This is a genomic window from Cognatiyoonia sp. (assembly GCF_965661665.1).
Taxonomy (GTDB): domain Bacteria; phylum Pseudomonadota; class Alphaproteobacteria; order Rhodobacterales; family Rhodobacteraceae; genus Cognatiyoonia.
In genome coordinates, this window is sequence record NZ_CBFIEO010000016.1 from 33,072 (window position 1) to 55,919 (window position 22,848).

The window sequence follows — 22,848 nt, forward strand, 5'->3', positions numbered from 1 at the left end:
TCGCATCAAAACCGCTGTAATCCCCGATGACGGAAGCTGCAATAAACTCATCCGTCTGGTCGTTGGCATAGGCCGCCTCAATCGCGTTTCGCGCAGATGCAAACTCTGGCGCATCGCCCTGCACAATGGCTTGATACGCCTGCTCCACCCGCTCCCATCGGTTGTCACGGTCGAGTGCGAAGTAGCGACCCGTGACTGTGGCGATGGTCGCGGAGGCGGGCAAGGCCCCCTCCAACTGATCGAGGTACGTGAGCGCGGAGGAGGGCGCGACATCGCGGCCATCGGTGATGACGTGGACGGCAGAGGAAATGCCAGCGGCCTCCAAGATCTTTAGTGTTTCGATCATGTGATCGATGTGCCCATGCACCCCACCATCGGACAGTACGCCCATGATCTGCGCGGTGCCACCAGTTTCTTTCAGTCGTGTGACGAACGCGGCGAATGCTTCTGCCTTCGCGTAGCTGCCATCCTCAATTGCAAGGTCAATCTGCCCAAGGTCCATCGCCACCACACGGCCCGCGCCGATATTGGTGTGGCCCACTTCAGAATTGCCCATTTGACCCGCGGGCAGCCCCGCGTCCCGTCCGTGCGTTAACAGCTGCGCGTGGGGGCAGGTTGCCATCAGGCGATCAAAGTTCGGTGTGTATGCGAGCTTAGGCGCATTGCCATCGACCGCGGCGTTCAAGCCCCAGCCGTCAAGGATACAAAGAACAACAGGCTTGGGGATCGGCATGGGAGGGCTCCGTCAAATGAAGTTGCGCTTTCCTACCGCACGGCCCACTGAAGCAAAACCGACAATTTCGTCAGGCGCGGTGGTAGGGGCCGCCGGTTTGAATGGACGCGGCGCGGTAAAGCTGTTCGGCGAGCATCACGCGCACCAATTTATGCGGCCAAACCATCTTGCCAAACGAAAGGGAGGCATCCGCCTCAGCCCGCAGCACAGGGTCAATCCCATCTGCGCCCCCAATGATGAAGCACAGGTTGTCGCCTCGATCGGCCCACGTTGTCAGCTTGGTCGCAAATTCGGGCGAGGTCATAAGCTTTCCGCGCTCATCCAAGGTCACAAGGCGCGCTGCTTTTGGCACCGCTTTGCGCAAAAGCTCCGCCTCTGCAGTCATCCCTTTCGATTTGCGGTCATCGACCTCGGTCTCCCCTTCAAACCGCCATCCAAGCGGGCGAGCGGTTTGGGTGAAACGAGAGTAATAATCATCGGTCAGTGCGCGTTCTTCGCTTCGGTTGGCGAGCTTGCCGACCGCGCAGACCGTGACCTTCATCGGTTGGCTTACACCTTAGGGCTGTTGGGCAGCCACATCTTTTCAAGCTGGTAAAACTCGCGCACTTCCGGCCGGAAGATATGCACGATCACGTCGCCCGTGTCGATCAGCACCCAATCACCTGTTTCGCGACCTTCCATTTTGGAGATCACGCGAAACTCCTGCTTGAGCTTATCGACCAGCTTTTCCGCGATCGATGTTACCTGACGGCTCGACCGACCAGAAGCGATCACCATGTAATCACCCATCTCGGACTTACCGCGCAGTTCAATCTGCAAGATGTCTTCGGCTTTGTCGTCATCGAGGGATTTCAGGACGGCGGCTAGGATTTCTTCGCTCATCCCGTCTTGCGGTTTCGCTTTCACGCGCGACCCGCTTTTGGCAGTACCTTCTGCCTGAGTGGCTAAAGACAGTTTGATGTCCTCCATTGCATGTCATTTGCCCTTTTGGGCTTCACTCGTAGGTCAAAGTTAACAACCTCCCCAAAACAATTCAATGACTCGACGAATGTGGCTCACGAAAAATCCTTGGCCCCAAAAAGCAAAAGAGCGGCCAAGGCCGCTCACATGACACGTTGTGTGTCTCGCTTTGTATTCTGTACTTATTCCGCAGGCGGCATGTGCGACTGCACACGGCGGGAGTAGAAGGACACTTCTTTTTCACCAGCAATCCACGCGGCCAGCTTGGCGCGTGACAAAGGCCACTCTTCCGGCAGGAACCGGCCGAATTTGCAAATCCACCACACGAAAACACCGGCACCAGCAACCAAACCCACGAAATATCCAGACACGAAAGTCAACATTTCCATTTAGATTCTCCGCTCTTTAATCACCCAGAGAGCTACAGATAGCCCCTGTTCACGATGCAGATATGCAAATCGAATATGTCGCGTGAATGATCAAATAAGGGCATAATTTTTACAAAAGTTCTGAAAACTTCGATGAAACTTGGGTTTACCCAGCGTCACCTTTCTTGCCGCTCGGCATTCGGACCTCCCGCTGTGGGAATGGAATGCTGATATCGTTTTCGGCAAAGGCGTCCCGCGGGCGGAACAGCAGCGCACCCAGTTCTTGACCTTCGCCAAGCAACATTTGGCCCCAGTTCAGAAACTCGGACGCTTGTTCTTCCAGATTTGGGACGTCTTGCTGCATCGGCCCTCCTACGGATCACTTTGCAGTGCAGGCGTTTGGCGTTGCAAGCGAGACTTGCGAGTCTTTCGACTCCTGTATATTTGGAACCACATGAAACGTATCTTTGACATCGACGACCGCGCGTTTCTGCCGTGGCGGTTTTACGGCGCAAGCCAGACGCTTCTCGCTCAACTATGAGTGCCCGGGGTTGGTTCCCCGTCTATCAACTTGTCAAAAACTCACTAGCTTTCGGAGAGGACGATGTCCCCTAAAACACTCTATGATAAGATTTGGGATGCCCATGTTGCGCATGAAGCGGAAGATGGCACCTGCTTGCTCTATATTGACCGTCACTTGGTCCACGAAGTGACCAGCCCACAGGCGTTTGAAGGTCTGCGGATGGCTGGCCGGCCAGTCCATGCACCCGATAAGACTATCGCAGTTCCAGATCACAACGTGCCGACAACGCCTGGTCGCGACAATCCTAAGAACATGACAGAGGACAGCGCCATTCAGGTCGCCGCCCTCGACAAGAACGCCATGGAATTTGGTATTCATTATTATCCCGTGACGGACGTCCGTCAGGGGATCGTCCACATCGTCGGGCCTGAGCAGGGGTGGACCCTTCCGGGCATGACGGTTGTTTGCGGCGACAGCCACACGGCGACGCACGGGGCCTTCGGTGCGTTGGCCCACGGCATCGGTACGTCTGAGGTGGAACACGTTCTGGCCACTCAGACATTGATCCAGAAGAAATCCAAGAACATGAAGGTTGAGATCACCGGCAAACTCCGCCCCGGTGTGACCGCGAAAGACATCACGCTGTCTGTTATCGGCAAGACCGGCACGGCGGGCGGTACAGGCTATGTCATCGAATATTGCGGTGAAGCGATCCGAGATCTGTCGATGGAAGGCCGGATGACTGTCTGCAACATGGCGATCGAAGGCGGTGCGCGCGCAGGTCTAATCGCACCGGATGAAAAAACCTTTGAATACTGCAAAGGCCGCCCCCACGCGCCGAAGGGTGCTGAGTGGGAAGCCGCTGTGACGTGGTGGAAGACGCTTTTCTCTGACGAAGACGCCCATTGGGACGAGGTCATCACTATTAAAGGCGAAGACATCGCACCCGTTGTAACATGGGGCACATCGCCGGAAGACGTGCTACCAATCAATGCCAACGTCCCATCTGCGGATGAGTTTGAAGGCGGCAAGGTCGGCGCGGCGCAACGCTCCCTCGACTACATGGGTCTGACACCCGGCACGCCGCTCTCTGACATTGAGATCGACACGGTGTTCATTGGCTCCTGCACAAACGGTCGGATTGAAGACCTGCGTGCGGCGGCAGAGATCGTGAAAGGCAAAAAGATCAGCGTCAAACGCGCAATGGTCGTGCCCGGGTCTGGCCTTGTCCGCGCACAGGCAGAAGAAGAAGGTCTAGCCGACATCTTCAAGGACGCCGGTTTTGAATGGCGGCTTGCGGGCTGTTCAATGTGCCTTGCGATGAACCCCGACCAGTTGAGCGAAGGCGAGCGCTGCGCGTCCACATCAAACCGCAACTTCGAAGGGCGCCAAGGCTTCAAAGGCCGCACGCATCTTGTCTCACCCGGTATGGCGGCGGCCGCGGCGATCACGGGCAAACTCACCGACGTACGGGACATGATGTAATGAAGCGTCGCAGCTTTCTTGGATTGCTGGGTGCCGCGTTCAGCGCACCACTGATGCCACCTGCTGCTGCGGGCGGATCAGTGGCGCGTGCGGCGCCTTACAGTCCGGCAGCGCTCCATGCCGCGATCTACCACGCGAAATCTCGCTCGGTGTTCAGCGTGTGTGGACTGTCGAGAGTTGCAAACATCTCCTTTGAACAAGCGGAAGCCTTGATGGGCGACATGGCCAAGCGGGGCATCCTCGGCCCGCTAAATGGCTCCACCGTTGTTGGGCGCTGGGCCAAAAGCAAGATTTTGGTCACGGACAAAGTCGTTTTCTCGCGGCCTGCGCACAGCAAAGCAGTCTTCGGACCCATCAGACAAAATTCAAACTAGGCCGGACAGACACGGTAAAGGAACTCCTCACATGGATAAATTCACAGCATTCAGCGGCGTCGCAGCACCGATGCCATTGGTCAACATCGACACCGATATGATCATCCCGAAGCAGTTTTTGAAAACGATCAAACGCTCTGGTCTGGGCGTGAACCTCTTCGATGAAATGCGCTATGACCGCGAAGGCAATGAGATTGCAGACTTTGTGCTGAACCAGCCGCAGTATCGCGAGGCTGAGATTTTGGTCGCTGGCGACAACTTCGGTTGCGGCTCCTCCCGCGAGCACGCACCTTGGGCAATCAAGGATTTCGGCATTCGCTGCGTAGTCTCTACCAGCTTTGCGGATATCTTCTATAATAACTGCTTCAAAAACGGCATTCTGCCGGTTGTCCTGCCGCAAGAGCAGGTCGACGTCCTGATGGCCGATGCAGAGAAGGGATCCAACGCGCGGGTTGAGGTGAAACTCGAAGACCAGACGATCACCACCTCCGAAGGCGAAAGCTTCAACTTCGAAGTGGATGCATTCAAAAAGCATTGCCTGCTCAATGGCCTCGACGACATTGGTCTGACGATGGAAAAAGCGGACTCGATCGCTGCGTTTGAGGCGAAAGCAAGCACAGCACGCCCTTGGGTTTGACATATTGAGAACGGCGGAGTGATCATTTCGCCGTTCATTTCGACGTGACGCGAAAAACAATGTTCAATTTGAACGGATATTAGCGGCAAAACCGTCAACGCCCCTCACCACAGCATGTTGTGGAGGCCCACAGTCATGCCACGACCTAGTTCTGAAATTATTGCATTGATGCACCACCAATGTCGCAAAAGGGCCAACATTGTTTGGTGTTATTTAACCTGTTCTTGCGAGGATTTCTGAAACTGGGCAGAAATATGACAATATTGAGGCAAACGGACATAAAGTACCGGATCATATCAGGAAACCGGCTTGGTAAAGTATCAGGCCTGCCATCTTCGATAATTTTCGAGAGAACGGTATGGACGTGGGGCCAGAGTTTTTTCCCGTGCGCTCTGACGATCAAAAAACCTGTTGACGATTGGTGCGGGCGGGATGCAGGACTGGCTTCAGCCAATGCACGATAGGCGATGCCGCTCCAGAGATGCAGCGCGTGCTGAAAAAACTCCCTATCCCGCCGCTCCCGATCTGGCTCACAGCGCATCCATCGATGCATCAAACCCCGCGGGTGCGCCGCGTATGGGATCACCTGATCGACGGGCTGAAACCGTTGGTGGCTTGATCCTTTTGGGCGAAACCGATAGGCCGCATGCGACGCAGACCAATCGAGGATTACCCCATGTCAAACCCATCCCTTTTGATCCTAGCCGGTGACGGCATTGGTCCTGAAGTTATGGAGCAGGTGAAGCGGATCATCGCTTGGTACGGTGATAAACGGGATTTGGCATTTGATGTGCACGAAGACCTTGTTGGAGGCGTGGCCTACGACGCGCATGGTGTGCCACTGCACGATGACACAATGGCAAGAGCGCAAGAAGTTGATGCCGTTTTGCTGGGCGCTGTTGGTGGCCCGCAGTATGACGATCTGGATTTTAGCGTGAAGCCGGAGCGGGGCCTGCTGCGCCTCCGCAAAGAAATGGATCTGTTCGCGAACCTGCGCCCTGCGCAGTGTTTTGATGCTTTGGCGGATTTCTCGTCGCTCAAAAAGGACATTGTGGCGGGCCTCGACATCATGATCGTGCGGGAGCTGACATCAGGCGTCTACTTCGGGGAGCCGCGCGGCATCCACATGGAAGACAACATGCGCGTTGGCATCAACACGCAGCGTTACACTGAGGCAGAGATTGAGCGTGCCGCGCGTTCCGCCTTCGAACTCGCCCGACGTCGCAACAACAAGGTCTGCTCGATGGAGAAGGCCAACGTTATGGAATCTGGCATCTTGTGGCGCGACGTCGTGACAGAAGTGCATCAGGCCGATTACGCCGATGTCGAACTGTCCCATATGTACGCAGACAATGGCGCAATGCAGTTGGTGCGCGCGCCCAAGCAGTTCGATGTCATCCTGACCGACAACCTCTTTGGTGATATCCTGTCCGACTGTGCGGCGATGCTTACTGGTTCGCTTGGCATGTTGCCATCCGCCTCGCTCGGCCTGCCAATGGCCAATGGCCGCCCGAAAGCGATGTATGAACCGGTCCACGGCTCTGCCCCAGACATCGCCGGTCAAGGCAAAGCCAACCCAATCGCTTGTATCCTTAGCTTTGCGATGGCTCTGCGCTATTCCTTCGATCAAGGGGCAGAGGCAACGCGCCTTGAAACCGCGATTGAAAAGGTTCTGGCAGACGGTGCCCGTACAGCCGACTTGATGGGGCCAGAGGGTGGCACTCCGAGTAGCACATCCGAGATGGGTGATGCAATATTGGGTGCATTGGACGCATCGCTCTAAACCGCGCTTGCATGTGACGGCAGATTGGGTCTTTTAGGGCATAGAATAGTCCTAAGGTCATTGTCATGTCGCCCAATTTGAAAGGTGCTCTTTCCGGGCTGGCCGCCTTCGCGGTCTTCTCCACGCATGACGTGATCATCAAGGTCTTGGGCGGGTCATATTCGCCTATCCAAGTGGTGTTCTTTTCCGTCCTTCTCAGCTTCCCATTGGCGACGCTGATGCTGATGCGGGACACGAAGCCAGAAACGCTGATCCCGCGCCACCCGTGGTGGCTGGCGCTGCGGACAGTGGCGGCGGTGCTGACGGGTGTCAGCGCTTTCTATGCCTTTTCCGTCCTGCCGTTGGCGCAGACTTATGCGATCATCTTTGCCTCCCCCTTGATCATCACGGTCCTTGCGATCCCTGTTTTGGGCGAAACGGTGCGCTTGCGGCGTTGGATTGCGGTAATGGTTGGATTGATCGGCGTGTTGGTTGTCCTCAGACCGGGGGCGGAGCCTTTCACCCTCGGACATATCGCAGCTTTGACGGCAGCCATCGGCGGTTCTGTGGCCGCCATCATCGTGCGTAAGATCGGGGCCGATGAACGACCTGTTGTCATGCTGCTCTACCCGATGGTCGTCAACTTCGTTGTGATGGCCACGCTTTTACCTCTGGTCTATGTTCCCATGCCAATTGAGCATCTGGGCATGCTGGGTGTTGTTGCGGTTTTCGCGTGGATTGCGAGCCGGATGATCATCGTTGCCTACCAAAGCGGGGAGGCCGCGATCATCGCGCCCATGCAGTATTCACAGATCATTTGGGCTTCGATCTACGGCTTTCTGTTCTTTGATGAGGTGATTGACCTCAACACAGGCATCGGTGCCGCGATCATCATCGCCTCCGGCCTCTACATCGTTCTGCGCGAAAGCCGTGGGCACAGTTCAGAGAATACACCCGTGCTGCGCAGCCGGTCCCGTCCAGAGACGGGCACGATACCACGGGTCAGCTTGATCATGCGCGCTGTTGGAAAGACGCCGCCGCGTCAGTGATTTTTGTCAAAGGCGGCTTTGGCTTCGGCGCTCGCCTCCGTCTGATATTTGGCTTTCCATTCGGAAAACGGTATCCCGTAGAACGCTTCGCGCCCTTCATCCTTTGACATCTCGATACCGCGTTCGTGCGCGGCTTCTTGATACCAACGGCTCAGGCAGTTCCGGCAAAAGCCTGCAAGGTTCATCATGTCGATATTCTGCGCGTCGGTGCGGTCTTCCATCAGGTGCTTTTGCAACCGGCGGAAGGCGGCGGCTTCGAGTTCGATCTGCGTTTGTGGGTCAATCTGTTTCACGGTCACAATCCTGTCGTGGCGAGTGTTTCTTCTAGAATGGGGGCAAGCCGTTCGGCCCACAAGCGTTGACCGGCGGCATCCTCGATCAAATCGTTGCGCACCTCTATCAGGACATTGGCCCGACCGTGTTGCAAAGCGTGTTGATCAATCGCGTCTCCAGGTAGCTCGCCGTTGTAGGGTTTGTTGTCCCCGACGCACCAGCACTGCGCTTCGCAGGCTTCGATAAAGGGGCGCGCAAAGCGATCATCATGGGCATACAGTACGCCCACTTCCCAAGGGCGCTTCGGTTCGTCTTTGAGTTGCGGCGTAAAGCTGTGGATCGCACACACCACGGGGGAGGTGATCGAAACAGCGACCTCCGCAATGGCGGCATGGTAGGGCGCGTAAAGCGTGTCTTTCCGTCGCTGTAGCTCATCCGCTGTCGCAGCGCGGTTCGCAGGAATAATGGAGCCGTCATAGATCGTACGGATCAGCGTCGGGTCCGACGCGCCACGGTTCGGGTCGATCACAATGCGGGAGAAATTGGAGAGGACAGCCGCGCTATCCAGAAGGTCGGACAGATGCCGTGTCACGCCCGCTGCCCCAATGTCATAGGCGATATGTCGGTCCATATCCGCACTGGGCAGCCCAAGATCGCCGCCATTCACCCAATCGGGCACGCGGTTCGATGCATGATCACAGGTCAAAAGCCACCGACCCGCCCGATTTAGGCCAATTATTTCATATGCTTCGTCGGACACTCGCACCGCCATTTTGGTTTCCGTATCCATAGGGCAGTTGCCGCCGAAAGGGAAATGCGTATAACGAGCCAAAAAGCGTTAACGCTAACGCCGATCGAATGAATTGAAGGAAGCCCTATGAGACGCCATCGCAACGTAAAAATCGTCGCAACTCTTGGACCTGCTTCCAACGACTATGAGATGATCCGTGCTTTGCATGAGGCGGGCGCGGATGTGTTCCGTTTGAACATGAGCCACGGCGAACATGAAGAGATCAGAGCGCGCCATGCAATTATCCGTCAGGTTGAAAAAGACCTCGACAGCCCGATTGCGATTTTGGCGGATCTTCAGGGCCCAAAACTGCGGGTCGGGGCGTTTAAGAACGGCGAAGAGGAATTGGTCCCTGGCGCGTCGTTCCGCTTGGACCTGAAACAGGATGAAGGAGATGTGACCCGCGTCTGCCTTCCACATCGGGAGATTTTCGATGCGTTGGAGCCGGGGTCACACCTTCTGGTTAACGACGGGAAGATCAAACTGCGTGTCAAAGATTGCGGCGCGGACTTTGCCGACTGTGAGGTGATCGTTGGTGGCACCATTTCCAACCGCAAGGGTGTCAACGTGCCCGACGTGGTTCTGCCATTGGCCGCGCTTTCGGAAAAAGACCGCCGCGATCTGGAATTTGTGTGTGAGCTAGGCGTCGACTGGCTGGCCCTATCCTTCGTTCAGCGACCTGCCGACGTGGCAGAGGCGCGCGAATTGGCCAAGGGACGCGCTGCAATTCTGTCAAAGATCGAGAAACCGGCCGCTGTAAAAGCGTTTGATGAGATCTTGGCGGCGTCCGATGGTATCATGGTTGCCCGCGGTGATCTTGGCGTCGAATTGCCTGTTCAAAACGTCCCGCCCATCCAAAAGCAATTGGTGCGCAAGTGTCGGACGGCAGCAAAGCCGGTGATCGTTGCTACACAGATGCTCGAATCCATGATCGACAGCCCAATGCCCACGCGGGCAGAGGTGTCTGACGTTGCCACTGCGATTTATGAAGGCACAGATGCGATCATGTTGTCGGCTGAATCCGCTGCTGGCAGCTTCCCAATTGAAGCCGTGACAACGATGGACAATGTGGCGCGGGAAGTTGAAAGCGATCCAACCTATACCGACATCATCGAAGCCTCTCGGGTGGCCGAACGCACGACGGTTGCAGACGGCATCGTCGCTGCCGCCCGCGAAATCGCAGAAACCACCGACATCAAGGCGATTTGCTGTTTCTCCCAATCTGGCACGACAGCACTGCTAGTCGCGCGGGAACGCCCGCGCGTCCCGATTGTTGCGCTGACCAGCTATGTCAAAACTGCTCGTCGCCTTTGCCTGTCATGGGGCTGTAACTGCGCCGTTGTCGGAAAAGTGGGTCGCTTCAAGGAGGCCGTCATTGCCGCTGTCCACGCTAGCCATGCGCAAGGCATGGTCACGAATGAGGACAAGGTCGTCGTCACAGCAGGTGTGCCGTTCAACACGCCTGGATCGACCAACATTCTTCGTGTGGCGCCTTGCGACGAAAAGTTGATTTATCCGTCTGACTTTGAGTAGCGTTTTTACGAGCCTAATTTGGTGGGGGCCGTGGGATGGATCCAGACCTGTTTTTCGTTCTGGGCGGTGCGTTGGTCTTTTTGATGATCCCTATCATCCTAAGCGCGATTATTGACGGCCGCACGCCACGAACACCGGCTTTGGTCGCTTTGATTGCAGGGATCATGATTTTTTTGCGGTCAGTGGAAGACCCGGCTCATACTCCGTCAGAACATACCTCGATACAGCCGCACGCGTGATTGGGAAATACCTCAACTAATTCCGTGCTTGCCATAGCGCGATTCCCCTTCTATATGGCGCTTCTAAACCCGCACGTCCGGCCAATATGGCATGCCGAGGCGCGCGATTCGACCGACCTAGATAGGAGACGGAAATGCCTAAGATGAAGACAAAATCGAGCTGCAAAAAGCGGTTCAAAGTGACGGCCTCTGGCCGTGTGGTGGCTGGCCAAGCTGGTAAGCGTCACGGCATGATCAAACGCACAAACAAGTTCCTGCGCAATGCGCGTGGCACAACAACGTTGTCAAAGGCTGATGAAGGTATCATCAAGCCAATGATGCCGTATTCACGTTAAGCTAGGGGAATTTGAGTCATGCGCGTAAAAGGCGGAACAGTCACACATCGACGTCACAAAAAAGTCCTTGATGCTGCGAAAGGTTATTATGACCGTCGCTCCAAGACTTTCAAAGTTGCAAAGCAGGCCGTCGACAAAGCGAACCAATATGCAACCCGCGACCGTCATAACCGCAAGCGGAACTTTCGTTCCTTGTGGATTCAGCGGATCAACGCTGGTGTTCGTGCGGTTGATGCTGAACTGAACTATTCAAAGTTCATCAACGGCCTGACAAAGGCTGGCATCGAAGTGGACCGCAAGGTTCTAGCCGATCTGGCCGTGAACGAACCAGAGGCATTCGCTGCGATCGTTGGCAAAGCCAAGGATGCGATGGCCTAAGCCAAGTGTCATTCTAGAGAATAAGGGCCGTCCTGTTGGGCGGCCCTTTCTTTTTCTGGCATGTCGAAAAAATGCACCGAAAACGCCCGACGAAACTGGGCCTCTGTTCTTTATTCGACTGTTTCCATGTCCGCTGGGGCGTCTTCGCGCGGCTCACGGGGTGGGCGTCCAACAACATCGCGCAGTTCATCCAGTTCAATGAAGTTGTCGCACTGGCGACGCAGCTCATCCGCGATCATCGGCGGTTGGCTACGAATTGTGGAGACAACCGAAACCCGAACGCCTTGACGCTGCAGCGATTCAACCAGCGGGCGGAAATCGCCGTCGCCGGAGAAAATCACTGCATGGTCAATATGCGGCGCAAGCTCCATCGCATCGACGGTCAATTCGATGTCCATGTTTCCTTTGACCTTGCGGCGGCCCATGCTGTCAGTGAATTCTTTGGCCGGTTTCGTCACCATTGAGAAACCGTTGTAGTGCAGCCAATCCACGAGCGGTCTGATTGGTGAGTATTCGTCATTCTCTAGCAAAGCGGTGTAGTAGAATGCGCGCAGCAATTTTCCGCGTCGCATAAACTCCTGCCGAAGCAATTTGTAGTCGATGTCGAACCCGAGCGACTTGGCAGCCGCGTACAGGTTTGACCCATCGATGAAGAGCGCCAAGCGCTCGTCACGATAAAACATAATCTGTCCCTTCGATTTTACGCTTTGCTTTGTCCGTGAGTGAATGAAAGAAATAAGATTTGCAAAGCCCATATAGTGTAAGGATTTTGTGACATGACTCAAGCCAAGCGTACTATACGAAAGGTTAGAATGGGCTTAATTTGCACCGGCAGTAACGTAGATTCTGCCTGGGGGTCGCCGCTTGAAACAACTCAAAATTGTTTTGAGGTGCTTGAAGCCAAGCTCAACACACGAATCAAAAGAAGCCAGTCTTATGCGTCAGCGGCCTATCCAGCCGGTTCCGGTCCTGACTTTGTAAATGCCGCGGGTGCTTTTGAGACGGATCTGCCAGCGGATGATATTCTTAAAGTGTTGCACGAGGTGGAGGCAGAGGCAGATCGGCTGCGGGAGGTCCGCTGGGGGCCGCGCACGCTGGACGTCGATCTCATTGGGTTGGCGGATGTGGTCCTACCCGACATGGACATCTGGCGCTATTGGGCAGACTTGCCTGCTAATCGCCAGATGGTTGAAACGCCCTCGGACGTCGTTTTGCCGCACCCGCGGGTGCAAGATCGCGCCTTTGCGCTGGTGCCTTTGTGCGATGTAGCGCCTGATTGGGTTCATCCGGTGCTCGGCAAATCACTTGTGGCGCTTCGAGACGCGCTCGATCCGCGAGAAATCAACGCGATCACGCCTGCGGACTAGCTGCCGAATCCCCTTGTGTTTTTCAGGCCGTGCCCCTATGTGCAGGGCTTCTTGAGACCTTTTTGCGTATTGGAGCATCAATATGGCCCGCGTCACCGTAGAAGATTGCGTCGACAAAGTTCCCAACCGTTTTGAGTTGGTAATGCTTGCTGCGCATCGTGCCCGCGAAATTTCTGCCGGTTCTCCGATCACTGTGGACCGCGACAACGACAAGAACCCTGTCGTATCCTTGCGCGAAATCGCGGATGAAACGCAGCAAGCGGATGATTTGCGCGAGCGTATGATCGAAGCGAACCAGACACAGATCGAAGAAGATCTGCCAGAAGAAGACAGCATGTCCCTTCTTATGGGTGCTGAGGCTGACAAGCCTGCCGAAGATGACATGTCAGAAGAAAACCTTCTGCGCGCATTGATGGAAGCTCAAGGGCCGCGCTAAGACCAGGCCCACCGCTTGAAGGTGCAGGACCAGAATGACCACAGCTGACGATCTGATTGGGCTGGTCCGCACCTACAACCCCCGCACCAACGCTAAAATGCTTGCCGAGGCTTATGCCTTCGGTGAGCAAATGCACGACGGCCAAATGCGCCAGTCGGGGGAGCCTTATTTCACCCACCCGGTCGCTGTTGCGATGCTGTTGGCAGAACAGCAGATGGATGACGCGACCATTGTTACTGCTCTGTTGCACGACACGATTGAGGATACCAAAGCCTCCTACGCCGAAGTGCAAAAGCGGTTTGGTCGTGAAATTGCCGATTTGGTCGATGGCGTCACGAAGCTGACGAACCTCCAACTGCATTCTACTGAGACCAAACAGGCCGAAAACTTCCGCAAGCTCTTCATGGCGACCAGCCGCGATCTGCGCGTCACATTGGTCAAACTCGCCGACCGTCTGCACAACATGCGCACCATCAAGGCGATGAAGCCCGAAAAGCAGGCGCAAAAGTCGCGGGAGACGATGGATATCTATGCGCCGCTCGCCGGCCGCATGGGTATGCAATGGATGCGCGAAGAGCTGGAAGACCTTGCCTTCCGCGTGCTCAACCCCGAAGGCCGCAACTCAATCATCCGGCGTTTTATCACCCTACAGCGTGAGTCTGGCGACGTGATTCAGAGGATCACAGCGGACATGCGCGTTGAGTTAGAAAAGGCAGGCATTCAAGCGGAAGTGATGGGCCGCGCCAAAAAGCCTTACTCTATCTGGCGTAAGATGGAAGAAAAGCAACAAAGCTTTGGCCGCTTATCGGATATCTACGGTTTCCGGATCATCACGGCTACCGAAGCGGATTGCTACCGTGTGCTCGGCGCCATTCATCAACGTTGGCGCGCTGTTCCCGGCCGCTTCAAAGACTACATCAGCCAACCCAAGACAAACGGTTATCGCTCCATCCACACCACAGTGTCTGGCCGCGATGGTAAGCGCGTCGAGGTTCAAATCCGCACCCGCGAAATGCACGAAGTGGCCGAAACAGGTGTGGCCGCCCATTGGTCATACCGCGATGGTGAGCGGGTGGAGAACCAGTTTGCCGTCGATCCTGTCCAGTGGATTTCGTCGCTGACAGAACGGTTTGATGGTGATGAAGATCACGATGAATTCCTCGAAGCGGTCAAGCTTGAGATGTATTCAGACCAAGTGTTCTGCTTCACGCCAAAGGGTGATGTGATCAAGCTGCCCCGCGGCGCAACACCGCTTGATTTTGCCTATGCTATCCACACGCGGATTGGCTCGGCCTGCGTCGGCGCGAAAGTGGACGGCATCCGCGTTCCACTTTGGACGCGCCTCAAGAACGGCCAATCCATTGAAGTCATCACGGCAGAAGGGCAAACGCCGCAAGCCACGTGGATCGACATTGCCGTCACAGGCCGCGCCAAAGCGGCCATTCGCAAGTCCTTGCGCGAAGAGGATCGGGGTCGCTTCGTCCGCCTTGGTCGCGAATTGACACGAGTGGCATTTGAAAACATCGGCAAAAAGGCAACCGACAAAGCCTTGAGCACCGCCGCCAAGATGATGGCCTACGAAGACGTCGATGATCTCCTGTGGAGCCTTGGAAGCGCTGAAGTGAGCGCACGGGAAGTGGTGGCTGCGATCTATCCCAAACTGGCCGAACGGCGCGGCGATGAGATCGACCAAGGCCGCGCGATCGTTGGTCTGGACTCAAACCAAACCCACAGACGTGCACGCTGTTGCCAGCCAATCCCGGGCGAGCGCATCGTCGGCATCGCCTTCCGCGGGCAGGGCGTTGTGCTGCATACCATCGATTGCGAAGCGCTTGTTCAGTATGAAGAGCAGCCCGACCGTTGGATTGATCTGTATTGGCAGGATGGCCACCACAAGTCTGTAAACGCCGTATCGATCGACATTTCGATCAGCAATGACACTGGTGTCCTCGGCAGAATATGCACATTGATTGGCGAACAAGCCGCAAATATTTCAGATTTGCGCTTTATAGATCGGAAACCGGACTATTATCGATTGTTGATAGACGTGGATCTAAGTGACACAGAACATCTGCACCGCGTGATGACCGCGTTGGAAGCAGACAGCGCCGTGTCATCCGTGATCCGCAAGCGTGACCCCGCGCTGGCAAATGTGAAAGACAGTTAAGGAACCTCTGTATTGGTTTTCAAACGTAGGGATAGACGGCCGATCTGGAAGATCGTTTCGGAATTCATCTATCCCAAAGGCGGATGGGCCCGCGCGTTTGAATACGTCAAGCACCGCGTGAGACGCTTGCCGGACACGCCGGAGAAAATCGCACGAGGCGTTATGGCTGGTGTGGCGACAACCTTTACCCCGTTCTTTGGCCTTCACTTCGTCGTCGCTGCTGTTTTGGCCAAACTGATGCGCGGCAACATGCTTGCGGCGCTTATGGCGACTTTCTTTGGCAACCCTTTGACCTATTTGCCGATTGCTTGGACCTCCCTCACAACAGGACATTGGTTGCTTGGGACAAACCTTGATCGGGAGATGTTGCGCGAAGGCGGGCGCGGGGCCTGCAACCTTGGGTGCCAGTTTTCCACCGCCTTAAACGATCTATGGCACAACTTCCTAGCCTTGTTCACTGCGGATAAGATGGATTGGACTGGCCTTTCCATTTTCTATGATGAGACGTTCTACCCGTTCATGGTCGGCTCCTTGATCGCCGGTGCTATTGCGGGCGTGATCGCCTATTATGTCACCTTGCCACTGGTCGCGGCTTACCAAAACCGTCGCCGCAAAGTGCTACGTGAAAAGCTAAAAAAGCTCGGAAAACCGGACCTTTCAGACTGACACTGGTGGGAGTTCGGTTTACTCTTTGCCAAACCTCAAAGGAGAAAAGCGATGTCATCGCTGAGACTAGGTGTGAACATTGATCACGTGGCCACGGTGCGGAACGCGCGCGGTGGTGTGGTGCCTGATCCGGTTCGAGCAGCAAAGCTGGCGGAGGAGGCTGGAGCCGATGGCATCACAGCGCACTTGCGGGAGGATCGCCGCCATATCTCTGACGCTGATATCGAGGCTTTGGTAGAGGCACTCACCGTTCCGCTGAACTTCGAAATGGCAGCAACGGAGGAGATGCAGCAGATCGCCCTGCGGCACAAACCACACGCCGTTTGTATCGTGCCAGAGAAACGCGAAGAGCGGACGACAGAAGGCGGTTTGGACGTCGCACGCGATGAAAACCGGCTGGCGCACTTTGTGGCGCCCTTGCGCGATATGGGCAGCCGCGTGTCGCTCTTCATCGCTGCTGACAAACGCCAAGTCGACGCCGCGCACCGTGTTGGGGCGGAGGTGATTGAGCTTCATTCTGGGGCCTACTGCGACGCCCATGATGAGGGCGATTATGACACGCGTGACCGCGAATTGGACGCGATGCGGGAGATGTCCTCTTACGCCCATTCACTGGGCCTTGAGGTCCACGTCGGTCACGGCCTGACCTACGACACTGTGAAACCTGTCGCCGTATTTCCAGAGGTGATGGAACTCAACATCGGGCATTTCTTGATTGGCGAAAGCATCTTCCGTGGGTTGGGGCCAGCCATCTTTGAAATGCGCCGCTTGATGGATGAGGCCCGCGCGTGATTACGCCAGAGTTTGCCCTTATCTGGGTCGCATGGCTCCTCGCCGGCGGCTCCCCCGGTCCTGCTACGATGGGGATTGCAGGCTCTGCAAGGACAGCAGGGCGTCCGTCCGCTTTGGCCTTTGTCTTGGGCATCCTTGCTGGGTCGGCCAGTTGGGGCATCGCCGCAGCGCTGGGTTTGGCCGCAATTATGCTGGCAAACGCTTGGGTGTTCGAGGTTATCCGCTATATTGGTGCGGCTTACCTTGCCTGGCTGGCGCTGAAAGCGCTGAAAAGTGGGGTGAAGCCTGATGCGGCAAAACTTGGAACCCCATTTAGCGGTAGCCTGCGGTCCTTATTCACCAAAGGGGCAGGCATTCACATCACCAATCCCAAGGCCATCCTCAGCTGGGGGTCGATCTATGCGATCGTGGCCCCTGCCGACGCGAGTGTATTCATGCTGCTTGGCTATTTCGGAATGCTCTATGCCGGATGGATCCTGATCTTTATCGGCTACGCCTTCCTCTTTTCATCAGCCCGCGTCCTCACCGCCTACGCCTGCGCACGGCGCTGGTTCGACCTTGCCTTCGCTGGTTTCTTTGGCTTCGCATCCATCAGTATTCTGACGGCCCGCTTGCAATGATCTTGGGCGTTGGAACGGATTTAGCGAATATCGAACGGATCCAAGGGACCTTGGATCGGTTCGGCGACAGGTTCCGTAACCGCGTCTTCACAGAGATTGAGCAAAACAAGGCCGAACGCCGCAAGGATGTAGCTGGCACCTATGCCAAGCGTTGGGCCGCCAAGGAAGCCTGTTCCAAGGCATTGGGCACGGGTTTGCGCATGGGCATTTCATGGCGCGATATGGCGGTTAGCAATCTGCGCAGCGGCCAACCCGTGATGGAATTGACGGGCTGGGCCAAAGAGCGGTTGGACGAGATGACACCGGACGGTCTCGAAGCGATCATCCACGTCACGCTGACTGACGATCACCCTTGGGCCCAAGCCTTCGTCGTGATCGAAGCCAGACCCATTCGCGATGGCGGCAATGCTTGACAGGCGCGTGCGTGGACCGCATGTAGCGCCAAACCTGATGAGGACGAATTGAATGGCCGAGAGCAATGGTGTGACAAGTGGTATTGTCGAGACGATTAAGACGATTGTCTACGCACTGCTGATTGCTGGCGTATTCCGCACTCTGTTCTTCCAGCCCTTCTGGATTCCCTCGGGGTCGATGAAAGACACACTTCTAATCGGTGATTTCCTCTTTGTGAATAAGATGGCCTACGGCTATTCTTACGCCTCCTGCCCGTCGATCCGCGTGCCAGCCTTGGGCATCGACATTGGTGCTGATGACTTCTGTGGCGTCTTTGAAGGCGGGGAAGAACGTTTGTTCGGCTCTGACCCAGAACTTGGCGATGTTGTCGTCTTCCGCCACCCAGTCACTGGCATGGACTTCATCAAGCGTGTTGTCGGGATGCCCGGCGACCGCATTCAGATGAAAGATGGTCTGCTGATCATCAATGATGTGCCGGTTGAAGTTGTCCCTGACGGTGTTTTTGAAGAGGTTTGGGCCCGCCAAGGCCCACAGGGTCTGACACCGCGCTGCTCAAACGGTGTTGTTGGTGAAGGCGCGATTTGCCAGAAAGAGCGTTTCATTGAGACGCTGCTAAACGGCAAACAGCACGCGATCCTGAATATTGGCGATCAACGCTCCGACAACACCGGCGTGTTCACGGTGCCAGAGGATCACTTCTTCTTCGTTGGTGACAACCGCGATAACTCCACCGACAGCCGCGTTGCGCAAACCGCGCGCGGCGTGGGCTTTGTACCGCGCTCTGCACTTGTCGGTCGTGCTGACCGTGTGATGTTCTCCAGCGCGGGCCGCTCTATGTTCGCGTTCTGGACCTGGCGCAGCGACCGCTACTTCAAGGCGATTGAGTGAAGCTCTCGGCTGATCTGTCCAAGTTTGAGACCCGATTGGGCTATCACTTTACGTCGCCAGCCTTGCTGGTCCGGTCCTTGACGCACTCCTCCATGGTGTCGCCGCACCGCGACGACAACCAGCGGCTCGAATTCTTGGGCGACCGTGTGTTGGGCTTGGTGATGGCCGACGCTTTGCTTGCCGCTGATCCCAACGCGAACGAAGGGCAACTTGCGCCACGGTTCAACGCATTGGTGCGGAAAGAAACGTGCGCGGATGTCGCGCGTCAGATTGATCTGGGCGCCGTGCTGAAGCTTGGCCGGTCAGAGATGAAATCAGGTGGTCGCCGCAAAGACGCGCTTTTGGCTGACGCGATGGAGGCGGTGATCGCCGCCGTTTATCAAGATGCTGGTTTTGCAGCTGCACGGGATTTGATCATCCAGCTTTGGGGTGACCGGATAAACAACGTCGAAGATGACGCGCGGGATGCCAAGACCGCGTTACAAGAATGGGCGCAGGGCAGGGGCGAACCGCCGCCCGCCTATGTCGAAGTGGCCCGTGAGGGCCCCGATCACCAACCAGTATTCACGATTGAGGCGAGGCTCACCTCTGGGCCTAGCGCACAAGCAACCGCAGGCTCCAAACGTCAGGCCGAACAAGCCGCCGCAAAAGCGCTGTTGAAGGAAGTATCAGGATGACAACTCGTTCAGGCTTTGTGGCGCTTATAGGGGAGCCAAACGCTGGCAAATCCACCCTTTTGAACCGTATGGTCGGGGCCAAAGTGTCGATCGTGACACACAAGGTTCAAACCACCCGCGCGCGCATCCGAGGTGTGGCCATCGAAGGCGACGCGCAGCTTGTTTTTGTTGATACCCCCGGCCTGTTTAAACCGCGCCGCCGTCTTGACCGTGCAATGGTCGCCGCCGCATGGGGCGGGGCCGCTGATGCAGATGTTGTGGTTCTGTTGGTGGAGGCGCACCGCGGCATGACCGAAGGCGTCAAAGCAATCCTTGCCGCCTTGGAGGAACGCTCAACCAACGCCACCTATGCGCTCGCGATCAACAAGATCGACAAGGTGCCGACCGAGGCGCTTTTGAAGCTGACCAAGGAAATGAACGACGCCTTCCCATTCGTTGAGACCTTCATGATCTCTGCGGAAAAGGGCCACGGCTGCGACGACTTGAAGAAGTGGCTGGCCAAGGAATTGCCGGAGGGCCCGTGGCTCTACCCCGAAGACCAAATTGCCGACCTCCCCATGCGGATGATCGCAGCAGAGATGACGCGCGAAAAGCTGATCCTGCGCCTGCATCAAGAGCTACCCTACCAAATGACTGTCGAAACGGAGAATTGGGAAGAGCGCAAAGACGGTTCCGCCAAGATCGACCAAATCATCTATGTTATGCGCGACGGGCACAAAGGCATTGTCTTGGGCAACAAAGGTGAGACGATCAAAGCCGTCAGCAAAGCCGCCCGGGAAGAATTGGAAGAATTCCTCGGCCGTCGCGTGCATCTGTTTTTGCAAGTCAAAGTCCGGCCCAACTGGCTCGAAGAGGCGGATCGGTATTCCGAGATGGGCCTCGACTTCAAGGATGGCAATAAATGAGGCTCACCGCTGAGGTTTGGGTCTCTGCCTATCTCAAGCGGTTGAGCCTATTGACGATCCCCGCCTTTGTCGTGGCAAAGGGTGATCTGACCGCAGGCGCAGTGCTGGTGAAGCTCAACACGCTCGATGGCAAAGCCTGCTGTTACCAACGCAGTTTTGACCTGATTACAGGCGAACGACAGTGGGTCGTGTTGTCAGAAGGCGATGAGACGGATGTTGATGCCTCCATCGAAAAACAGCGCAGCTTTGACTGCGACCTTTGGGTGATCGAGGTTGAGGATGCCGAAGGGCGGCATCTGTTGGATGACCCAAGTTTGGTCTAAGCTGCGATCATGATTGATTGGCGCGATCATGGTATTCTTCTTTCGGTCCGTCGCTTTGGCGAGGGGTCGGTGATTGCTGAGATTTTTACCGAAGATCACGGGCGCTGTGCCGGCGTCATTCGCGGCGGTGCATCCCGCAAAATGGCTCCGTTCCTGCAACCTGGCGCGCAGTTGCAAGCCGATTGGAAAGCACGGCTGTCCGAACACTTGGGCAGCTACACCGTCGAACTGATGCGCAGCCGATCCGCCAACGCGATGGCGGATCGATTGGCTCTGTCCGGCCTCAATGCAGTTTGCGCTTTGCTAGCTGTCGTGATGCCAGAGCGGGAGGCGCATCCGAAACTCTACAAGCGGACGGAACAGCTTTTGGACCTGCTTGGCTCATCTGATGTCTGGCCCCTAGCCTATTTGCAGTGGGAGGAGGCGCTGCTGGCCGAACTCGGCTTTGCCCTCGACCTCACCACCTGCGCGGTCAACGGATCAACGAAGGATTTATGCTTCATCTCCCCCAAAACCGGCCGCGCGGTCAGCGGGTCCGCAGCGGGTGAATGGGCGGATCGCCTGCTACCCTTGCCAAACGTGCTGGCTGGCGAAGGCGAGGCGGAGACAGCCGACATTTTGGAAGCCTTAGACGTGACCGGCTATTTCATCGAAAGCAAAGTCATCGCCCCCCTCAGCGGCGCAGAAATGCCAGCCGCCCGCCTGCGGTTGCTGCAAACGCTGTGGCGTCAGGGCTCCGCCTGAAATACCATTTCGAGGTCTTGATCATTGGTCAGGATTAGAATGGGGTCGGACACTTCCACCAAACTCGCCGTGGCAAGTGCGTCAAAGACGGTCTGCTCCGCATCCAGATCGGGACAAGCGCGTTTCGTGGCGGCGATCGGGCCAAGCTCAAACCAAGGGTAGGGCGCTGACTGTTCGGCAAAATAGCTGTTGCAGGGCGCTTGCCCTGACACTCTTCCCGCCTCACCTAGATCGATCCTTGCAGCAGCTTCAAAAGAATTGCCGTAGATTGATTGCATGACGAACGTCTCGCTCCCTTGCAAGTATTTCGTCACCGTTTCATCCGGCTGACAGGCGGCCAAGAATGATAGCATCAGAGATATAACCGCCAACCGCATCAAATCAGATCGTTGTCGATCAGATAGTTGGCCGTCGACACCACGCTTTCGCGCACGTCCAAGAACTCTTCCCCCAGAAGCGCCCTTGCGCGGCTGTTATCGGTTGGAGAGTGGCATCCCAAATCGGGGATAATGCCACGAATGGCGGGGTCGAAAAGGCCAAGGGCCTTCACCATAAAATTCGGTGTGACGCGCGTGACGACACGCCGCTTCGATCGCTTTGGCGATGTTGACGAACTATAAAAAGCGGCCGACAGCCATAAAGCGTTGACCTGCCGTGTTATCATCTTCCAACGCCTGCACATGCAACCGCGCGACGTCTTTCACATCGACGGTTGCAAAGCTGATCTGTGGCACTAAAGGATATTTCGCACGTATCACCCGCTCGATGACAGCGACAGAGGTGCCAAAATCACAATCAAGCGGTGTACCCACCACGAAGCCGGGGTTGATTGACGTCAGCTTGATCTCCGGCGCTTCGGTCTTCACGAAATCCCACGCTGCATTTTCCATCATCGTTTTCGATTTGCCATAGGCCGATTTGCTTAGTGCGTCTACATCGGTCCAACTGTCCTCATCATATGCTGTCTTGCCCGCTGCCAAAACACTACCGGTGATCGCGACGGTGGAGGATGTGATAATCACCCGCCCCACACCCGCAGATTTTGCCGCGCGCAACGCCCGCAGCATGCCATCCACAGCGGGGCTAATTAGTTCATCCTCCGTCTTTGGCGGCGTCATCGGAAAGGGGAAGGCGGTGTGGATGATCGCATCAACGCCCTTCGCCGCGTCGGTCCATCCAGTGTCTTTCGTCAAATCAAGCTGGCAAAAGCTTAGGCGGCGGAGCGCACTGGGGTCTTTCACGCCATTAGCAACGGCGGCGTTCACCTCCTGTACGCGGTTCATCGACCGCATGGAGCCGCGCACGGCGTACCCCGCATCCAAAAGCTGCGCTGCGCTGTGTTTCGCGATGTAGCCGGTGATACCTGTTTAAAGAACGGTCTTCATAATGCTGGCCTCAAATGCCCCAATA

Annotated in this window: 32 protein-coding genes (1 of these 32 cut by a window edge); 21 read left to right on the forward strand and 11 right to left on the reverse strand. The window is 56.3% G+C overall.

Features of this window, described 5'->3' with window-relative positions; translation table 11 throughout:
* The 5 genes from gpmI to ACTF5F_RS11110 form a co-directional block, all read right to left on the reverse strand.
* Positions 1–733 carry the beginning of a 2,3-bisphosphoglycerate-independent phosphoglycerate mutase gene (gpmI, locus tag ACTF5F_RS11090; RefSeq protein WP_438956933.1) on the reverse strand. The gene continues 872 nt to the left of window position 1, outside the view, so the window shows 733 of its 1,605 coding nt (coding positions 1–733); it begins with the start codon at positions 731–733; its stop codon lies beyond the left edge, outside the window.
* Between the two features lie 70 nt (positions 734–803).
* Positions 804–1,274, reverse strand: coding sequence for a 23S rRNA (pseudouridine(1915)-N(3))-methyltransferase RlmH (gene rlmH / locus ACTF5F_RS11095; RefSeq protein WP_438956934.1), 471 nt, complete (start codon positions 1,272–1,274; stop codon positions 804–806).
* 8 nt (positions 1,275–1,282) lie between these two features.
* Positions 1,283–1,702, reverse strand: coding sequence for a ribosome silencing factor (gene rsfS / locus ACTF5F_RS11100; RefSeq protein WP_438956935.1), 420 nt, complete (start codon positions 1,700–1,702; stop codon positions 1,283–1,285).
* 173 nt (positions 1,703–1,875) lie between these two features.
* Complete coding sequence (locus ACTF5F_RS11105) at positions 1,876–2,082, reverse strand: hypothetical protein (protein WP_438956936.1); 207 nt, start codon at positions 2,080–2,082, stop codon at positions 1,876–1,878.
* Between the two features lie 145 nt (positions 2,083–2,227).
* Positions 2,228–2,425, reverse strand: a complete 198-nt coding sequence (locus ACTF5F_RS11110; RefSeq protein ID WP_438956937.1) for a hypothetical protein — start codon at positions 2,423–2,425, stop codon at positions 2,228–2,230.
* Between the two features lie 240 nt (positions 2,426–2,665).
* On the opposite strand from ACTF5F_RS11110, the gene leuC reads away from it, so the two are divergent.
* The 6 genes from leuC (at position 2,666) to ACTF5F_RS11140 (ending at position 7,891) form a co-directional block, all read left to right on the forward strand.
* The gene (gene leuC, locus ACTF5F_RS11115; RefSeq protein WP_438956938.1) at positions 2,666–4,069 is read left to right on the forward strand and encodes a 3-isopropylmalate dehydratase large subunit; all 1,404 of its coding nucleotides are present in this window, start codon (positions 2,666–2,668) and stop codon (positions 4,067–4,069) included.
* Positions 4,069–4,443, forward strand: coding sequence for a hypothetical protein (locus ACTF5F_RS11120; protein ID WP_438956939.1), 375 nt, complete (start codon positions 4,069–4,071; stop codon positions 4,441–4,443). Before leuC ends, ACTF5F_RS11120 begins: the two co-directional genes overlap by 1 nt.
* Positions 4,444–4,474: 31 nt before the next feature.
* Positions 4,475–5,080 (forward strand): 3-isopropylmalate dehydratase small subunit, encoded by a 606-nt coding sequence (gene leuD, locus ACTF5F_RS11125; protein ID WP_438956940.1) that lies wholly within the window; start codon positions 4,475–4,477, stop codon positions 5,078–5,080.
* A 490-nt stretch (positions 5,081–5,570) separates the two neighbouring features.
* Complete coding sequence (locus ACTF5F_RS11130) at positions 5,571–5,699, forward strand: hypothetical protein (RefSeq protein ID WP_438956941.1); 129 nt, start codon at positions 5,571–5,573, stop codon at positions 5,697–5,699.
* Positions 5,700–5,756: 57 nt separating this feature from the next.
* Entirely contained in the window at positions 5,757–6,863 is a 1,107-nt protein-coding gene (gene leuB, locus ACTF5F_RS11135; RefSeq protein ID WP_438956942.1) for a 3-isopropylmalate dehydrogenase, read from the forward strand.
* Between the two features lie 65 nt (positions 6,864–6,928).
* Complete coding sequence (locus ACTF5F_RS11140) at positions 6,929–7,891, forward strand: DMT family transporter (protein ID WP_438956943.1); 963 nt, start codon at positions 6,929–6,931, stop codon at positions 7,889–7,891.
* On the opposite strand, the gene ACTF5F_RS11145 is transcribed toward ACTF5F_RS11140, so the two are convergent.
* A complete protein-coding gene (locus ACTF5F_RS11145; protein ID WP_438956982.1) occupies positions 7,885–8,175 on the reverse strand; it encodes a DUF1244 domain-containing protein in 291 nt (96 codons plus the stop codon). The genes ACTF5F_RS11140 and ACTF5F_RS11145 overlap by 7 nt on opposite strands.
* Before the next feature lie 11 nt (positions 8,176–8,186).
* Positions 8,187–8,954, reverse strand: a complete 768-nt coding sequence (locus ACTF5F_RS11150) for an N-formylglutamate amidohydrolase (protein WP_438956944.1) — start codon at positions 8,952–8,954, stop codon at positions 8,187–8,189.
* A gap of 87 nt (positions 8,955–9,041) precedes the next feature.
* Between ACTF5F_RS11150 and pyk the strand changes: the two genes are divergently transcribed.
* The 3 genes from pyk (at position 9,042) to rplT (ending at position 11,439) form a co-directional block, all read left to right on the forward strand.
* A complete protein-coding gene (gene pyk, locus ACTF5F_RS11155; protein ID WP_438956945.1) occupies positions 9,042–10,487 on the forward strand; it encodes a pyruvate kinase in 1,446 nt (481 codons plus the stop codon).
* 373 nt (positions 10,488–10,860) lie between these two features.
* Entirely contained in the window at positions 10,861–11,061 is a 201-nt protein-coding gene (gene rpmI, locus ACTF5F_RS11160; RefSeq protein ID WP_438956946.1) for a 50S ribosomal protein L35, read from the forward strand.
* A gap of 18 nt (positions 11,062–11,079) precedes the next feature.
* Positions 11,080–11,439 carry a 50S ribosomal protein L20 gene (rplT, locus tag ACTF5F_RS11165; RefSeq protein ID WP_438956947.1) on the forward strand — a complete coding sequence of 120 codons (360 nt, stop codon included), beginning with the start codon at positions 11,080–11,082 and terminating at the stop codon, positions 11,437–11,439.
* A 110-nt stretch (positions 11,440–11,549) separates the two neighbouring features.
* On the opposite strand, the gene ACTF5F_RS11170 is transcribed toward rplT, so the two are convergent.
* Positions 11,550–12,122 (reverse strand): LabA-like NYN domain-containing protein, encoded by a 573-nt coding sequence (locus ACTF5F_RS11170; RefSeq protein ID WP_438956948.1) that lies wholly within the window; start codon positions 12,120–12,122, stop codon positions 11,550–11,552.
* Between the two features lie 129 nt (positions 12,123–12,251).
* Here ACTF5F_RS11170 and folK point away from each other — a divergent pair, with 129 nt between their 5' ends.
* The 12 genes from folK (at position 12,252) to recO (ending at position 21,438) form a co-directional block, all read left to right on the forward strand.
* Positions 12,252–12,806 (forward strand): 2-amino-4-hydroxy-6-hydroxymethyldihydropteridine diphosphokinase, encoded by a 555-nt coding sequence (folK, locus tag ACTF5F_RS11175; RefSeq protein ID WP_438956983.1) that lies wholly within the window; start codon positions 12,252–12,254, stop codon positions 12,804–12,806.
* A gap of 82 nt (positions 12,807–12,888) precedes the next feature.
* A complete protein-coding gene (rpoZ, locus tag ACTF5F_RS11180; protein WP_438956949.1) occupies positions 12,889–13,242 on the forward strand; it encodes a DNA-directed RNA polymerase subunit omega in 354 nt (117 codons plus the stop codon).
* A gap of 34 nt (positions 13,243–13,276) precedes the next feature.
* Positions 13,277–15,409 carry a RelA/SpoT family protein gene (locus tag ACTF5F_RS11185; protein ID WP_438956950.1) on the forward strand — a complete coding sequence of 711 codons (2,133 nt, stop codon included), beginning with the start codon at positions 13,277–13,279 and terminating at the stop codon, positions 15,407–15,409.
* Between the two features lie 12 nt (positions 15,410–15,421).
* A complete protein-coding gene (locus ACTF5F_RS11190) occupies positions 15,422–16,075 on the forward strand; it encodes a DUF2062 domain-containing protein (protein ID WP_438956951.1) in 654 nt (217 codons plus the stop codon).
* Between the two features lie 51 nt (positions 16,076–16,126).
* Complete coding sequence (locus ACTF5F_RS11195; RefSeq protein WP_438956952.1) at positions 16,127–16,867, forward strand: pyridoxine 5'-phosphate synthase; 741 nt, start codon at positions 16,127–16,129, stop codon at positions 16,865–16,867.
* Positions 16,864–17,487 carry a LysE family translocator gene (locus ACTF5F_RS11200; protein WP_438956953.1) on the forward strand — a complete coding sequence of 208 codons (624 nt, stop codon included), beginning with the start codon at positions 16,864–16,866 and terminating at the stop codon, positions 17,485–17,487. The genes ACTF5F_RS11195 and ACTF5F_RS11200 overlap by 4 nt, the downstream gene beginning before the upstream one ends.
* Entirely contained in the window at positions 17,484–17,900 is a 417-nt protein-coding gene (gene acpS, locus ACTF5F_RS11205) for a holo-ACP synthase (protein WP_438956954.1), read from the forward strand. The genes ACTF5F_RS11200 and acpS overlap by 4 nt, the downstream gene beginning before the upstream one ends.
* A 52-nt stretch (positions 17,901–17,952) precedes the next feature.
* Positions 17,953–18,789, forward strand: coding sequence for a signal peptidase I (lepB, locus tag ACTF5F_RS11210; RefSeq protein WP_438956955.1), 837 nt, complete (start codon positions 17,953–17,955; stop codon positions 18,787–18,789).
* Entirely contained in the window at positions 18,786–19,466 is a 681-nt protein-coding gene (rnc, locus tag ACTF5F_RS11215; RefSeq protein WP_438956956.1) for a ribonuclease III, read from the forward strand. Before lepB ends, rnc begins: the two co-directional genes overlap by 4 nt.
* Positions 19,463–20,371 (forward strand): GTPase Era, encoded by a 909-nt coding sequence (era, locus tag ACTF5F_RS11220; RefSeq protein ID WP_438956957.1) that lies wholly within the window; start codon positions 19,463–19,465, stop codon positions 20,369–20,371. Before rnc ends, era begins: the two co-directional genes overlap by 4 nt.
* Positions 20,368–20,694, forward strand: coding sequence for a DUF1491 family protein (locus ACTF5F_RS11225; RefSeq protein ID WP_438956958.1), 327 nt, complete (start codon positions 20,368–20,370; stop codon positions 20,692–20,694). Before era ends, ACTF5F_RS11225 begins: the two co-directional genes overlap by 4 nt.
* A gap of 12 nt (positions 20,695–20,706) precedes the next feature.
* A complete protein-coding gene (gene recO, locus ACTF5F_RS11230; protein ID WP_438956984.1) occupies positions 20,707–21,438 on the forward strand; it encodes a DNA repair protein RecO in 732 nt (243 codons plus the stop codon).
* Here recO and ACTF5F_RS11235 read toward each other — a convergent pair.
* The 3 genes from ACTF5F_RS11235 to ACTF5F_RS11245 form a co-directional block, all read right to left on the reverse strand.
* A complete protein-coding gene (locus ACTF5F_RS11235; RefSeq protein ID WP_438956959.1) occupies positions 21,423–21,791 on the reverse strand; it encodes an META domain-containing protein in 369 nt (122 codons plus the stop codon). The genes recO and ACTF5F_RS11235 overlap by 16 nt on opposite strands.
* Before the next feature lie 23 nt (positions 21,792–21,814).
* Entirely contained in the window at positions 21,815–21,991 is a 177-nt protein-coding gene (locus ACTF5F_RS11240) for a hypothetical protein (RefSeq protein ID WP_438956960.1), read from the reverse strand.
* Positions 21,992–22,052: 61 nt separating this feature from the next.
* Complete coding sequence (locus ACTF5F_RS11245) at positions 22,053–22,760, reverse strand: NAD-dependent epimerase/dehydratase family protein (RefSeq protein ID WP_438956961.1); 708 nt, start codon at positions 22,758–22,760, stop codon at positions 22,053–22,055.
* Positions 22,761–22,848: the final 88 nt, after the last annotated feature.

Bases quoted from the DNA above. Each gene is read 5' to 3' on its own strand.
- rlmH (WP_438956934.1), bottom strand. From the start codon at position 1,274: ATGAAGGTCACGGTCTGCGCGGTCGGCAAGCTCGCCAACCGAAGCGAA.
- rsfS (WP_438956935.1), bottom strand. From the start codon at position 1,702: ATGGAGGACATCAAACTGTCTTTAGCCACTCAGGCAGAAGGTACTGCC.
- ACTF5F_RS11105 (WP_438956936.1), bottom strand. From the start codon at position 2,082: ATGGAAATGTTGACTTTCGTGTCTGGATATTTCGTGGGTTTGGTTGCT.
- ACTF5F_RS11110 (WP_438956937.1), bottom strand. From the start codon at position 2,425: ATGCAGCAAGACGTCCCAAATCTGGAAGAACAAGCGTCCGAGTTTCTG.
- leuC (WP_438956938.1), top strand. From the start codon at position 2,666: ATGTCCCCTAAAACACTCTATGATAAGATTTGGGATGCCCATGTTGCG.
- ACTF5F_RS11120 (WP_438956939.1), top strand. From the start codon at position 4,069: ATGAAGCGTCGCAGCTTTCTTGGATTGCTGGGTGCCGCGTTCAGCGCA.
- leuD (WP_438956940.1), top strand. From the start codon at position 4,475: ATGGATAAATTCACAGCATTCAGCGGCGTCGCAGCACCGATGCCATTG.
- leuB (WP_438956942.1), top strand. From the start codon at position 5,757: ATGTCAAACCCATCCCTTTTGATCCTAGCCGGTGACGGCATTGGTCCT.
- ACTF5F_RS11140 (WP_438956943.1), top strand. From the start codon at position 6,929: ATGTCGCCCAATTTGAAAGGTGCTCTTTCCGGGCTGGCCGCCTTCGCG.
- ACTF5F_RS11150 (WP_438956944.1), bottom strand. From the start codon at position 8,954: ATGGATACGGAAACCAAAATGGCGGTGCGAGTGTCCGACGAAGCATAT.
- pyk (WP_438956945.1), top strand. From the start codon at position 9,042: ATGAGACGCCATCGCAACGTAAAAATCGTCGCAACTCTTGGACCTGCT.
- rpmI (WP_438956946.1), top strand. From the start codon at position 10,861: ATGCCTAAGATGAAGACAAAATCGAGCTGCAAAAAGCGGTTCAAAGTG.
- rplT (WP_438956947.1), top strand. From the start codon at position 11,080: ATGCGCGTAAAAGGCGGAACAGTCACACATCGACGTCACAAAAAAGTC.
- ACTF5F_RS11170 (WP_438956948.1), bottom strand. From the start codon at position 12,122: ATGTTTTATCGTGACGAGCGCTTGGCGCTCTTCATCGATGGGTCAAAC.
- folK (WP_438956983.1), top strand. From the start codon at position 12,252: ATGGGCTTAATTTGCACCGGCAGTAACGTAGATTCTGCCTGGGGGTCG.
- rpoZ (WP_438956949.1), top strand. From the start codon at position 12,889: ATGGCCCGCGTCACCGTAGAAGATTGCGTCGACAAAGTTCCCAACCGT.
- ACTF5F_RS11185 (WP_438956950.1), top strand. From the start codon at position 13,277: ATGACCACAGCTGACGATCTGATTGGGCTGGTCCGCACCTACAACCCC.
- ACTF5F_RS11195 (WP_438956952.1), top strand. From the start codon at position 16,127: ATGTCATCGCTGAGACTAGGTGTGAACATTGATCACGTGGCCACGGTG.
- acpS (WP_438956954.1), top strand. From the start codon at position 17,484: ATGATCTTGGGCGTTGGAACGGATTTAGCGAATATCGAACGGATCCAA.
- lepB (WP_438956955.1), top strand. From the start codon at position 17,953: ATGGCCGAGAGCAATGGTGTGACAAGTGGTATTGTCGAGACGATTAAG.
- era (WP_438956957.1), top strand. From the start codon at position 19,463: ATGACAACTCGTTCAGGCTTTGTGGCGCTTATAGGGGAGCCAAACGCT.
- ACTF5F_RS11225 (WP_438956958.1), top strand. From the start codon at position 20,368: ATGAGGCTCACCGCTGAGGTTTGGGTCTCTGCCTATCTCAAGCGGTTG.
- ACTF5F_RS11235 (WP_438956959.1), bottom strand. From the start codon at position 21,791: ATGCTATCATTCTTGGCCGCCTGTCAGCCGGATGAAACGGTGACGAAA.
- ACTF5F_RS11240 (WP_438956960.1), bottom strand. From the start codon at position 21,991: ATGGTGAAGGCCCTTGGCCTTTTCGACCCCGCCATTCGTGGCATTATC.